Here is a 12,653-nt window from a genome sequence, read left to right as displayed (position 1 = left end):
CGGTCAGGCCCCGTGAAAGCCTGAAGATTTGAGGCCACAAGCTTGGCACGTTGCGCCGCGCAGTCAAGCCAGTGGCCTAACCGCAACGGCGTTTACGGCTGGGTGAGGATTGCCTTCTCGCAGCGTTCCATGGCGGCGTTCTTGCCGCCGCCACCGCCCAGCATGGTTGCGGCTGCGAAGCCGGCGACCACCAGGATGACGAAGCCGGCGGTGACCAGGCCGAGGTACTTGTCGATGAAGCGCTTGATCGGTGCCCCGAACAGGCGGAACAGCACGCCCACGATCATGAAGCTGATCGAGCGCGACAGCACGCTGGCCAGGAAGAACGGCACCAGCGGCATGCCGATGAACCCGGCGGTGATCGTCAGCAGCTTGAACGGGATCGGCGTGGCGCCCTTGATCACGATGATCTCGACGCCGTATTCGCGCAGATAGCACGCCGCCTTGGGGAAGCTGGCGGTCAGGTGCAGCAACGCAAGCAGTTGTGTACCCACGCTATCATAGAGGAAATGGCCGATCGCATAGCCGAGCAGACCGCCCAGCACCGAACCCGCCGTGGCGAAGGCGGCATAGCGCACCGCCTTCTTGGGCTGGGCCAGGCACATCAGCCCGAGCAACGGATGCGGGGGGATGGGAAAGAAGCTCGCCTCCATGAACGCGAACAGGAACAGCCACCACGATGCCTGCGGATGGGCAGCCTTGGCCATGGTCCAATCGTAAAGGCGGCGCAACATGAGTGTTCGGTTCCCCCGGGGCAATGGCGCCAAAGACGCCGCTCGACGCGCCGTTCCTAGTGCAGTGCACAAGAATGCGCCAGCCATCTCGGCGCATCGCACACCACAGTGACGCGCCAGAGTGGCACCGATGCCGCGCGCCAGATTGGCACCACGCCGGCGCACCGCTTTGTGGCGTTTCACCACACGTCGCTGAAAAAATCCGCCTCACCGGCATTTTTTGCGACTCTTCCGGGAACCGCCTTTGGCCTGCCGCATTGGAGGGGGCACATGAGGGTGGTTTCAACCGGGAAATTGCTGCAATGGCAACTGTTACAGTGGCCTTTAGGCAACAGTTCACGCGTGTGTCCGCTTGCATGAACATAACAGAACCGGTAGACAACCGCCACGACGTGGCATGATCTCGCAAAAAAGGGGAAACTTAATGCGGAAACTGATCCTGGGCGTTGCCTTGGCATCAAGCGCACTGGCGACGCCCGCGCTTGCCAAGAGCAAGAGCTGGTATGTGGAAGGCGACGGCGGCGCAATGCTGGTCGAAGATGCCGACGTTGCCGTGGCTGGCACCAGCAATGCTGCCACTTATGACAGCAAGACCGGCTACGATTTCGGCGCCATCGTTGGTTACGATTTCGGTGGCTTCCGCCTCGAAACCGAAGCCAGCTATCGCCGCGCTCGCGCCGACAAGCTGCGCGACAACACCTCGGGCACCGAATACACCCGTGACTCGGGTACGCTTGCCGGCCACGGCAGCGCCCTGAGCTTCATGGTCAACGGCCTGCTCGACTTCGGCGATGACGATGGCCTTCAGGGCTTCATCGGCGGTGGTGCCGGTGTTGCCAAGGTGAAGTACAACGTGTTCGCCGCCGACCTGGGTGGCGTCGATGACTCGCAGACCAAGTTCGCTTGGCAGGTCATCGCCGGTGTGCGCGCTCCGCTCAGCAAGCACGTTGACGTGGGTCTGAAGTATCGCTTCTTCAACGTCAGCGACGTCAACCTGGTTGGCACCAGCGGCGAATTCGCCGGTTCGGACTTCTCGACCCGCTGGCGCTCGCACTCGATCCTGGGCACGCTGACCTACAACTTCGGTGGTGAAGAGCCGGCTCCGCCGCCGCCCCCGCCGCCGCCGCCGCCCCCGCCGCCGCCTCCCCCGCCGCCCCCGCCGCCGCCGCCTCCGCCGCCGGTGTGCAACAAGGGCCCGTACATCGTGTTCTTCGACTGGAACAAGTCGGACATCACGCCGGAAGCGGCCACCATCCTGGACAACGCGATCACCCAGTACGGCAATTGCCAGACTGTTCCGATCATGCTGGCCGGCTACACCGACCGTTCGGGCTCGCCCAAGTACAACCTTGGCCTGTCCGCACGTCGTAACGAATCGGTCCAGGCTTACCTGACCTCGCACGGCATCCCGGCGTCGTCGATCACCAGCCAGGCGTTCGGTGAAGCCAACCCGCGCGTTCCGACCGCCGACGGCGTTCGCGAACTCCAGAACCGTCGCGTGGAAATCACCTACGGTCCGGGTTCGGGCAACTAAGTGGCACGGCCCCGGCAATCCGGGGCCGGGTTACGAAAACCCAAAACGAACGAGGGACCGGAGCAATCCGGTCCCTTTTTCGTTGTCCGCATCATGAATGCCCGTTTCCAGAAGCGCGCCGGCCCACGCTTCCTCTCTCTCTGGCCATGCGCGCGCCTGCCTTGCCAAGCTGAGGAGATCCCGCGATGCCTGCCCTGCTTTCATCCCACCGCCTGACCCAAGCCTTTCCCCGGCTGACCCTTGCCTGCGCGCTGCCGCTGGCGCTTGCCGCCTGCGGCGAAAGCGGCATGCAGGGCATGCACAGCACCCCGGCGCCCAAGGCGCAGGTCGTGGCCAATGCCACGCTGATGCTGGCCAGCGGCGCCAGCGCCGGCACGGCCGAACTGTTGCAGGGGCCGGATGGCTTCCGCGTCCATGTCGATGCCAAGGGCCTGCCGCCGGGCGTACACGGCATTCACCTGCACACCGTGGGCAAGTGCGATGCGCCCGGCTTCACCACCGCCGGCGGCCACCTCAATCCCGATGGTCACCAGCACGGCGCGGAAAACCCGGCCGGCTCGCATCTGGGCGACCTCACCAACCTGACCGTCGGCCCCGATGGAACCGGCGCGCTCGACTTCGCGCTGCGCGGTGGTGCGGACATGACCGGCCCGGCGCTGTTCGACGCCGATGGCACCGCGCTGATCATCCACGCTGCGCCCGATGACTACAAGACCGATCCCAGCGGCAACAGCGGTGCTCGCCTTGCCTGCGGCGTGTTCGTCCGCCAGTAACGAAATGCGTTCACGAAAAAGGGGATGCACCGGCCACCCGGTGCATCCCCTTTTTGTTGACTGCGTGAAACCGCAGGTCAGGCGCCGTAGCGCGTCCCGTCGGTCAACCCGGCTTCGGCAAAGCCGGCCTTGCGGAGGCGGCAGCTATCGCATTCACCGCAGGCCCGCCCATCGGGCAGCGGATCGTAGCAGGACCAGCTTTCCCCGGCATCGAGGCCAAGCCGCGCCGCTTCCTGCGCGATTTCCGATTTCTTGAGATGCTGCAACGGGGCGTGGACCGTCACCGTGCCGCCCTGGCTGCCAACCTTGGTGGCCACCCGCGCCAGCCCCTCGAACCCATGGATGAATTCGGGGCGGCAATCGGGATAGCCGGAATAGTCGAGCGCGTTCACCCCGATGAACAAGGCATTCGCCCCGGCCGCTTCTGCCCAGGCCAGCGCCAGCGACAGGAACACCAGGTTGCGCGCCGGCACATAGGTGATCGGGACATCGTCGGTCAGCCCGTCCTTGGGCACGTCGATCGCGGCGGTCAGCGCCGATCCGCCGAACTGGCGCAGATCGAGCGGCAGAATCACGTGCCGCTCCACCTGGAGCCGCGCGGCAATGACCTTGGCCGCTTCCAGTTCCACGCGGTGGCGCTGGTTGTAATCGATCGTCAGGGCGAGGACGCGAAAGCCCTGCTCTTGCGCCAGCGCGGCGCAGACCATGGAATCCAGCCCGCCGGACAGCAGGACAACGGCAAGCGGCGCATCAGCCGCATCCCGCGATGAAGACAAGACAGGTTCGTTCATGGTCTTGGGGCTAGCCCCCTCGCCGCGCGCAGGCAAGCCCCGCAGGACCGTGTCAGTGGCTGCAACTGCCCATGCGGCGGGCTTCGGCGTTGAACGCGAAGGGCAAGCCACGGGCAATGCCCTGCGCCTCGATCTGGAGAAGCTGCTCGTTCTCGAAGCGAATGCGGGTCAGGCCCGATCCGGCCGGCCCGCAGGTATAGCTGACCGAAACCGCGTCGGGCTCATCCTGCACGACGAACTGGCGACAGGACTGGCCGGGATGGCGCAATTGCAGCAGGGGGCGTCCTTCCGCCAGGCACAAACGGCCGTCGAAGCCACCGGTTTCGCGGGTGCGGACCTGCCATTGGCCCGGTGCGATGCGGTCCAGCATGGCCAGGGTCATGCCGCCGCGTTCGGCATCGGCGGCGGGGGCCCAGGCCAGTGCCGAAAACAGGATGGCTGCGGCGCTGGCGCGGCGCAGTGCAGCACGGACCGTCATCATCAACCCTCCATCGCTGCCGCAGGCCCTGCGGCAACTGGAAGCAATATAGAGCAACGCTGCCGCGATTGAAGCCTTGCACCGCGAAAATAGTTGTCAATCGAAACGGAGCGGAAACTCTTTCGAGCAGAACGCGCAATCGACCACGATCAGCCCATCCTCGTTGGCCATTTCCGCGCGCTCGGCGGCCCCGAAGCGGGCGAGCAGGTCGCGGTAGTGCTCCGCCGTGCAGCGGCAGCCGCGCGACAGGCTCGTGCCGCGTGCCACGCGCACTTCGGTTTCCTCGTGGAACAGCCGCCAGACCAGGCTTTCCAGCCCAAGCGCCGGATCGGTCAGCTCCTCTTCGCTGAGCGAGCCGGCCAGCGCGGCAACATGCTCCCATTCGGGATGATCGAGCCGGGCGTGCAGGCGCTCGCGCCCTTCCTCGCCATCGGGCAGGTGCTGCACGAGCAGGGCACCGGCAACCGTGCGGCCATTGTCGTGATGCACGCCGACGCGAATCAGGGTGGGCACCTGTTCCGACTGGAAGAAATAACTCTCGCAGGCGCGTGCCAGGCTATCCCCTTCCAGCGGCACGATACCCTGGTAGCGCTGGTCGCTGCTGGCGAGGTCAAACGTGATCGCCAGATAGCCGTCGCCGAACAGGGCGTGGAGCGAGGGATGCGGCCCCAGTTCATCGAGCCGCGCGCGATCGTGGCGGACATAGCCGCGCAGCTCGCCACCGCGATAGTCGCAGACCAGCAGATCGACCACGCCGTCCTGGGTCTGGGCCTGCATGGTGAGCTGGCCGTCGTCGTCCTTGAGCAGGGCGCCGAGCAGCGCGGTCAGGGCCAGCGCCTCGGCCAGCAGATTGCGGATCGGCGCGGGATAGGCATGCGCCGAGAGCACGGTGTCGAGCACAGGCCCGAGCCGCACCACCCGCCCCCGCGCATCGCGCGCGGGAACGGTGAATTGCAGCACTTGGTCAAATCCGGTTTCGGCTTGTTCGGTCATGGACTCTTTCGGTATCGGAAATGGGAGTGTCAGATCTGGCCAAAGGCCCAGCGCAGCACGGATTTCTGCGCATGGATGCGGTTTTCGGCCTCGTCCCACACCACCGAACGCGGGCCATCGATCACCGCATCGGTAACCTCTTCGTTGCGGTGGGCGGGCAGGCAATGCAGGAACAGCGCATCGCCCTTGGCCTGGGCCATCAGCGCCTCGTTCACCTGGAACGGCGCCATGGCGGCCAGCTTGGCCTCGGCATGGGCCTGGCCCATCGAGATCCAAGTGTCGGTGACGACGATGTCTGCCCCCGCAACCGCCTCTGCCGCATCGCGCGTGATGGTGATACGCGCACCTTGCGCCTGCGCGCGGGCGACGAAGCCCGCATCGCAGTCATAGCCTTCGGGCACGCCGATGCGGACGTTGAACTTCATCAGGCCGGCGGCTTCCACGATCGAATGCAGCACGTTGTTGCCATCGCCCAGCCAGGCCACTTCCAGCCCAGGCAGGGCCTTGCCATGCTCGATCACGGTCAGGAGATCGGCCATGATCTGGCAGGGATGAGACAGGTCGGTAAGGCCATTGATGACAGGAACGCTGGCATAGTGGGCCAGTTCCTCGACCTTGGCGTGATCGTCGGTGCGCAGCATGATCGCGTCGGCCATGCGGCTGAGCACGCGCGCAGTGTCGGCAATCGTCTCGCCCCGGCCCAACTGCGTGGTGCCGGCATCGAGAATCAGCGCCGAGCCGCCAAGCTGGCGCATCGCCACGTCGAACGAGACGCGGGTGCGGGTGGAATTCTTCTCGAACACCATCGCCAGCACGTGCCCGGCCAGCGGGGCGTCGGCATCGGCCTTGCCCTTGGGCCAGGCGGCGCGGGCCGCCTTGCGATCGAGCGCGTCGTTGAGCATCGCGGCGACGGCATCGCCGCCGGCATCGGAAAGATTGAGGAAATGCCTGGTCATCGCCGGTCGTCTCACGCCGCAGGAGCCGGAGGAACATAGCTGGCCGCGGCGGCCGAAAGCTTGTCCATGAATTCATCGATGTGGCTGTCGTCGATCACCAGCGGCGGCAGGACGCGGAACGTCATGTCGCCGGCCGAAACCGCGAGCAACTGGTGATTGTCGCGCATGTGGGCCACGAACGGACGCGGTTCCATCTTGCACTTCACGCCCAGCATCAGGCCCTTGCCGCGCACCAGTTCGAACAGATCGGGATAGTTGCCGATGAACTGTTCGAGCCGCGCCTTGAGGCGATCGCCCGTGGCGCGCACCTGGGCCAGGAATTCGGGCGTGGCGACCACGTCGAGCACGGCATTGCCGGCGGCCATGGCCAGCGGGTTGCCGCCATACGTGCTGCCGTGGGTGCCGAACACCATACCGCGCGCCGCCTGTTCGGTGGCCAGGCAGGCGCCCAGCGGGAAGCCGCCGCCGATGCCCTTGGCGATCGCCATGATATCCGGCGCCACGCCATACTGCTCATAGGCGAACATCGTGCCGCTGCGGGCAACGCCGCACTGCACTTCGTCGAAGATCAGCATCAGGCCGTGCTCGTCGCACAGCGCGCGCAGGCCCTTGATGAAAGCCTCGCTGCCTTCGCGAATGCCGCCTTCGCCCTGGATCGGTTCGACCAGGATGCCGGCGGTGTGCGGGCCGATCAGCGCCCTGGTCGCTTCCAGATCGTCGAAATCGACATAGTGGAAGCCGGGCAGGATCGGCAGGAAGCCCTTGTGCATCTTTTCCTGGTCCGATGCGCTGATCGTGCCCATCGTGCGGCCGTGGAAGGCATTGCGATAGGTGATGATCTCGAAGCGTTCGGGCGCCTGGCCGTGATACTGGTGATAGGCACGCGCCGTCTTGATCGCGCATTCCACCGCTTCCGCGCCGGAATTGGTGAAGAACACCGTGTCGGCGAAAGTCAGGTCCACCAGGCGCTGCGCCAGGGCTTCGCCCTGCGGGCTGCCATAGAGGTTGGACACGTGCATCAGCGTTTCGGCCTGGCGCTGGATCGCGCCGATCAGGTGCGGGTGCGAGTGGCCCAGCAGGTTGACCGCGATGCCGCTGGCGAAATCGAGATAGCGGGTGCCGTCTTCGGAAATCAGGTGGCAGTGTTCGCCGCGCACCGGACGCACGCCACACCGGGGATAGACGGGCATGAGCGGGGTGATGGACATGGGCAGTGCTCCTGTGGATTCCAAGGAAAAGGTGTTCGGAACGGGAAAGGCTGCAAAACGACAAATGGCGGCCCAGCGGACCGCCATTTGCACGCGTATGTGGTGATGCAAGGCCCCTGGGGTCAAGCAGACCCAAGGGGCTATGCGGCCGGGATCAATCCTGGCGCGGCACCAGGTTGACCGCCGAGTGCTTGCCTCGTCGATCAACTTCGAGATCGAACTCCAGCTTGTCGCCTTCGTTCAGCTCGCGCAGGCCGGAACGCTCCACCGCGCTGATGTGCACGAAAGCGTCGGGCTGGCCGTCGTCGCGGGTGATGAAGCCAAAGCCCTTCATGCTGTTGAAGAACTTGACCGTGCCGGTGGCCTTCTCACCGGTGAGCTGGCGCTGCGGGGCAGCCGGCTTGGCCGCCACGGGGATCACGTCGCCAACGACCTGGAGGTCGGCGGCAGAGATCTTGCCACCGCGATCGACCAGGTTGAACTCGAGCGTCTGGCCTTCGGCCAGGCCTTCGAGGCCGGCGCGTTCCACGGCGCTGATGTGGACGAACACGTCTTCACCGCCGTCTTCACGCTGAATGAAGCCGAAGCCCTTCTGGCCGTTGAAGAACTTGACGACGCCCTTGCCGGTGCCAACCACCTGGGCAGGCATGCCACCGCCGCGCGGGCCGCCGAAGCCGCCGCCACCGCCGCGATTGCCGCCGCCGAAGCCGCCGCGATCACCGCCGCCAAAACCACCGCGGTCGCCGCCGCCGAAGCCGCCGCGATTGCCACCGCCGAAGCCACCGCGGTCACCACCGCCGAAGCCACCGCGATCGTAGCCGCCGCCAAAACCGCCGCCACCGCCGTAGGGATCGAAACCGCCGTCGTCGCCGAAACCGTCGCGCTTGTCGCGTCCGCGACCACGCCGCCCTCTGTCAAAACCCATAAAACCCAATTAACCTTACAATCCGCCCCAAATTTCCTGGCGCCACTGGCCGGACGCGGAGACCAGAGGCACGACAAGGACAACGTGCCGGGCTTTAGGGCCGGCCCTCTCCATTGCGCGAAAGACTATAACGAAAAAAAAGGCGATGCGCGAACGGAATCGACGGGCATACGCGATTCAATCGCAAAATATCGGTTGCAGCCACAATTCGTGACATAAGTGCCGCGCTTTGTGCCGGCAATCGCCTTGCCGGGGCCTGAACGATCCGGCACAAGCGCGCACATGGACCTTGTCGCTCTTCTCTCCGACCCGCAGACTTGGGCAGCCTTCATCACCCTGGTGCTGCTGGAAATCGTGCTCGGCATCGACAACCTGGTGTTCATCGCGATCCTTTCCAACAAGCTGCCCGAGCACCAGCAGGCGCGCGCCCGGCGCATCGGACTGGCGCTGGCGCTCGTGCTGCGGCTGGGGCTGCTGTCGCTGATCGGCTGGATCGTGACTTTGCAGGCGCCGCTGTTCGACCTTGGCCTCACCGGCGCGCCGGGCGCCCATGGCGAACCCACGTTCGAGACCGCGTTCTCGGGCCGTGACCTGATTCTGGTGGCCGGCGGGCTGTTCCTGCTGTGGAAGGCGACCAAGGAAATCCACCACACCCTCGACCCCGAACCGAGTGGCGAACAGCTCGATCAAAAAGGCCATGCCGGCGCGGGCAAGGCAGTCGTGGCCAACTTCGGCACCACGATCGCGCAGATCATCGCGCTGGACCTGGTGTTCTCGATCGACTCGATCCTGACGGCGGTGGGCATGACCGACCAGATCCCGATCATGATCGCGGCGGTGATCACCACCGTCTCGCTGATGATGCTCGCGGCCGACCCGCTGGCGCGCTTCATCGAGCGCAATCCCTCGCTGGTGATGCTGGCACTGGCATTCCTGGTGATGATCGGCCTGGTGCTGCTCGCCGATGGCTTTGGCGTGCACATTCCCAAGGGCTATATCTATGCCGCGATGGGCTTTTCGGTGTTCGTCGAACTGCTCAACATCGCCGGCCGGCGCAAGCGCTCCGCGCCCTGATCGTCCGGTTGCCCGCCCTTTACCCCCATCCTTCCCACAACAAGGTCTTGCCATGTCCCAGTTCCGCCAGATCGACAGCCAGTTCCTGGCCAGCCCGCAGATCACCGTTGCCGACGTGGCCACGGCCAAGGCCCTGGGCGTGGCGCTGATCGTCAACAACCGTCCGGAGGACGAGTCCGACGACCAGACTCCGGGCGCCGAGATCGCCGCTGCGGCGCAGGCCGCCGGGATCGCCTATGTCGCCATTCCCGTAACCCATGCCGGCTTTTCGATGCCGCAGGTGGAAGCCCTGCAACAGGCGCTGGCCCAGGTCGGCGATGCGCCGGTGCTGGCCTATTGCCGTTCCGGCACGCGATCGACGCTGCTGTGGGCGCTGGCCCAGGCTGCCAATGGCGCCAATCCGTTCGAGATCGCGGCCAAGGCGGCGGCCGGCGGCTATGACATCACGCCGATCCGCGCCCAGGTCGATATCCTGAGCGCGCGCGCCGGCGGTTAACCCGCCATGGCGGCAGAAAGCGGGCACTGCCCCCACTGCCGCCACCGGCATCGTTAAGGCCGGCATCGTTAAGGCCGGCATCGTTAAGGATTGTCAAAAACCTGTCCCAACCAGGCACGATCAGCAATTGCCGGTTGCATTACGGTGCGTTGCGCGCGCAGGAGAGGCGCGCGTCCGCCATGCCGGCGTGCCCGCGACAGGAAACCAGCCGATCATGTCCGCCCGCTCCCGGATGACCACTGCCACTGCCGTTCTGGCCGCCCTGGCCTTGCCATGGAACGCCATGGCCGCGACCACGCCCGTGGGGATCGACGCGCTCAAGGTCTACAACCTCATCGTGCTGGGTGACCTGACCTCGTCTTCGGAAGTGGAAGGGCGCACCTTCGTGGGCGGCAACCTCACCGGCAATTCGTCGAACTACCAGATCGCCACGCTGCCGGCGTCGAGTTACACCGGCGCCGGGCTGGTCGTGGTCGGTGACGTGACCGGCGGGATCAAGAACCTCAACAATGGTTCGGGCGCGATCGTGGGCGGCAGCGTGTCGAGCGGGTTCAATCTCAACGGCGCCACGCAGACGGTGCAGGTGGGCGGCACGATTGCCAACACCAACGTCAATTCCAACATCGTGCAGTCCAACCTGGGGACGAGCGATCCGGCGTTCGTGAGCAACCTGAAGCAGGACGGCAGCCTGATGTCGACCAGCATGACCGGCCTTTCCTACCAGCTTTCGCAGCAGACCGCGAACAGCACGCTGTCGATCAGCGGCAACCGGGGCACATTCAATGCCCAGCCCAACAGCAGCGGCGTGGCGGTGTTCTCGATCACGGCGGCAGACCTCGACAAGATCGGCGAGATTCAGTTCAACACCAACGGCGCCGATACGGTGATCGTCAATGTCAGCGGCAGCACGATCAACCTGAACGACAATTTCCTGGGCGGCACGGCCAACCTGGGCCAGCATGTGATCTGGAACTTTACCGACGCCACCGACCTGACGCTGACCACTGCCTGGGGCGGTTCGGTGTTGGCGCCCAAGGCCGCCGCGCACACCTACAACTATATCCAGGGCTCGGCCGTGTTCGGCAGCCTGGTCCAGGACGGCGAAATGCACATCGGCACCTATAGCGGCAGCTATGTCGTGCCGAGCGATCCGCAGGTGCCGTCCTCCTCCACCTCGAGCAGCAGCACGGGCGGCACCGATGTGCCCGAGCCGGGCACGCTGGCCCTGCTCGCGCTGGGCCTGGGTGGGCTGATCCTGGGTCGCAAGCGCCGCGAACCGACCCAAGCCTGAGACGCCGAGCCGATTCACAGAAAAGGGCCGCGGGGCATATGCCCACGCGGCCCTTTTCCGTTGCGATCGGTGTGTAGCGCTCAGTCGCTGCCGACGCGCTCCACATCGGCGCCGAGCAGGGCGAGCTTTTCTTCCAGCCGCTCATAACCACGATCGAGGTGGTAGAGGCGGTGGACCTGGGTTTCGCCTTCAGCGGCAAGGCCGGCGATCACCAGGCTCATCGAGGCGCGCAGGTCGGTGGCCATGACTTCGGCGCCCGAAAGCTTGTCCACCCCATGCACCACGGCGGTGCGGCCCGAGGTTTCGATGCGCGCGCCCATGCGGTTCAATTCGGGCACGTGCATGTAGCGGTTCTCGAAAATGGTTTCGGTGAGCATGCTCGAGCCCTTGGCCAGGCAGAGCATCGCCATGAGCTGGGCCTGCATATCGGTGGCAAAGCCGGGATAGGGCGCGGTGGAAATCGTCACCGGCCGCAGATCGCCATCGGCGGCAATGTGCAGGCCACCACGCACGGGCTCTACCGAGACACCGGCATCGCGCAGCGCCTGGACAGTGGTTTCCATGTCCTCGATCCGCGCGCCCTGTAGCGTCACTTCACCGCCGGTGATCGCGGCGGCACAGGCATAGGAGCCAGCCTCGATGCGATCGGGCATGACCATGTAGGTGGCGCCATGCAGGCGCTCCACGCCGTGAATGGTGATGTCCGACGTGCCGATGCCTTCGATCTCGGCACCCATCGCCACGAGCAGGTTGCACAAGTCGACGATTTCCGGCTCGCGCGCGGCGTTGTGCAGCGTGGACTTGCCTTTGGCCAACACGGCCGCCATCAGCGCGTTTTCCGTGGCGCCGACCGAAACGACCGGGAAGCTGTAGCGCCCGCCGGGCAGGCCGCCATCAGGCGCAATCGCGCGGACATAGCCGGCGGCCAGTTCGATATGCGCGCCAAAGGCTTCCAGTGCCTTGAGATGCAGGTCGATCGGGCGGTTGCCGATCGCGCAGCCGCCGGGGAGCGACACGGTGGCCTCTCCCGCCCGGGCCAGCAGCGGGCCGAGCACGAGGATCGAGGCGCGCATCTTGCGCACCAGGTCATAGGGCGCGACCGTGGAGGTGAGTCGCGTGGCCTGGAGCGTCATCACCCGGCCGAAATCCTCGGGCCGGGCGCCGGCGATCGCGGTCGATACGCCGAACTGGTTCATCAGATGCTGGAAACCGTCGATATCGGCCAGGCGCGGCAGATTGCGCAACGTGACCGCTTCATCGGTAAGCAGCGCGCAGGGCAGCAGGGTAAGCGCCGCGTTCTTGGCCCCCGAAACCGGGACCGTACCGGAAAGACGCTTGCCGCCGCGAATGATGATCTTGTCCATCGCGGCGGTTTAGCCGGTTTGCGATGCAGGGCAAGG

At 65.6% G+C, this 12,653-nt stretch carries 13 protein-coding genes; 5 read left to right on the top strand and 8 right to left on the bottom strand.

The window, feature by feature from the left end:
- Window positions 1-92: 92 nt before the first annotated feature.
- Entirely contained in the window at window positions 93-734 is a 642-nt protein-coding gene (locus IE191_RS16445; RefSeq protein WP_191325475.1) for a YqaA family protein, read from the bottom strand.
- A gap of 424 nt (window positions 735-1,158) precedes the next feature.
- Here IE191_RS16445 and IE191_RS16440 point away from each other — a divergent pair, with 424 nt between their 5' ends.
- Together IE191_RS16440 and IE191_RS16435 are read left to right on the top strand one after the other, a co-directional pair.
- Window positions 1,159-2,268, top strand: coding sequence for an OmpA family protein (locus IE191_RS16440; RefSeq protein ID WP_191325474.1), 1,110 nt, complete (start codon window positions 1,159-1,161; stop codon window positions 2,266-2,268).
- Window positions 2,269-2,453: 185 nt separating this feature from the next.
- Window positions 2,454-3,041: a superoxide dismutase family protein gene (locus IE191_RS16435; RefSeq protein ID WP_191325473.1), complete on the top strand. Its 588-nt coding sequence runs from the start codon at window positions 2,454-2,456 to the stop codon at window positions 3,039-3,041.
- Between the two features lie 77 nt (window positions 3,042-3,118).
- Here IE191_RS16435 and queC read toward each other — a convergent pair whose 3' ends face one another.
- From queC to IE191_RS21320, 6 genes are all read right to left on the bottom strand, one after another.
- Complete coding sequence (queC, locus tag IE191_RS16430; protein ID WP_191325472.1) at window positions 3,119-3,832, bottom strand: 7-cyano-7-deazaguanine synthase QueC; 714 nt, start codon at window positions 3,830-3,832, stop codon at window positions 3,119-3,121.
- Between the two features lie 52 nt (window positions 3,833-3,884).
- Window positions 3,885-4,310: a DUF3617 domain-containing protein gene (locus IE191_RS16425; RefSeq protein WP_229815519.1), complete on the bottom strand. Its 426-nt coding sequence runs from the start codon at window positions 4,308-4,310 to the stop codon at window positions 3,885-3,887.
- A 96-nt stretch (window positions 4,311-4,406) separates the two neighbouring features.
- Entirely contained in the window at window positions 4,407-5,303 is an 897-nt protein-coding gene (hslO, locus tag IE191_RS16420; RefSeq protein WP_191325471.1) for an Hsp33 family molecular chaperone HslO, read from the bottom strand.
- A 29-nt stretch (window positions 5,304-5,332) separates the two neighbouring features.
- Complete coding sequence (argF, locus tag IE191_RS16415) at window positions 5,333-6,259, bottom strand: ornithine carbamoyltransferase (RefSeq protein ID WP_191325470.1); 927 nt, start codon at window positions 6,257-6,259, stop codon at window positions 5,333-5,335.
- A gap of 11 nt (window positions 6,260-6,270) precedes the next feature.
- Complete coding sequence (locus IE191_RS16410; RefSeq protein WP_191325469.1) at window positions 6,271-7,467, bottom strand: aspartate aminotransferase family protein; 1,197 nt, start codon at window positions 7,465-7,467, stop codon at window positions 6,271-6,273.
- Between the two features lie 154 nt (window positions 7,468-7,621).
- Window positions 7,622-8,392 (bottom strand): cold-shock protein, encoded by a 771-nt coding sequence (locus IE191_RS21320; protein ID WP_191325468.1) that lies wholly within the window; start codon window positions 8,390-8,392, stop codon window positions 7,622-7,624.
- Between the two features lie 282 nt (window positions 8,393-8,674).
- Here IE191_RS21320 and IE191_RS16400 point away from each other — a divergent pair, with 282 nt between their 5' ends.
- From IE191_RS16400 to IE191_RS16390, 3 genes are all read left to right on the top strand, one after another.
- Complete coding sequence (locus IE191_RS16400; RefSeq protein ID WP_191325467.1) at window positions 8,675-9,466, top strand: TerC family protein; 792 nt, start codon at window positions 8,675-8,677, stop codon at window positions 9,464-9,466.
- Window positions 9,467-9,518: 52 nt separating this feature from the next.
- Entirely contained in the window at window positions 9,519-9,962 is a 444-nt protein-coding gene (locus tag IE191_RS16395) for a protein tyrosine phosphatase family protein (RefSeq protein ID WP_191325466.1), read from the top strand.
- A 214-nt stretch (window positions 9,963-10,176) separates the two neighbouring features.
- Window positions 10,177-11,253: a choice-of-anchor A family protein gene (locus IE191_RS16390; protein ID WP_229815518.1), complete on the top strand. Its 1,077-nt coding sequence runs from the start codon at window positions 10,177-10,179 to the stop codon at window positions 11,251-11,253.
- A gap of 80 nt (window positions 11,254-11,333) precedes the next feature.
- Here IE191_RS16390 and murA read toward each other — a convergent pair whose 3' ends face one another.
- Window positions 11,334-12,617, bottom strand: a complete 1,284-nt coding sequence (murA, locus tag IE191_RS16385; protein ID WP_191325465.1) for a UDP-N-acetylglucosamine 1-carboxyvinyltransferase — start codon at window positions 12,615-12,617, stop codon at window positions 11,334-11,336.
- Window positions 12,618-12,653 lie beyond the last annotated feature (36 nt).

This window comes from Novosphingobium pokkalii, from assembly GCF_014652855.1.
Classification (GTDB): Bacteria; Pseudomonadota; Alphaproteobacteria; order Sphingomonadales; family Sphingomonadaceae; genus Novosphingobium; species Novosphingobium pokkalii.
This window is presented reverse-complemented; position numbering and strand designations above follow the sequence as displayed.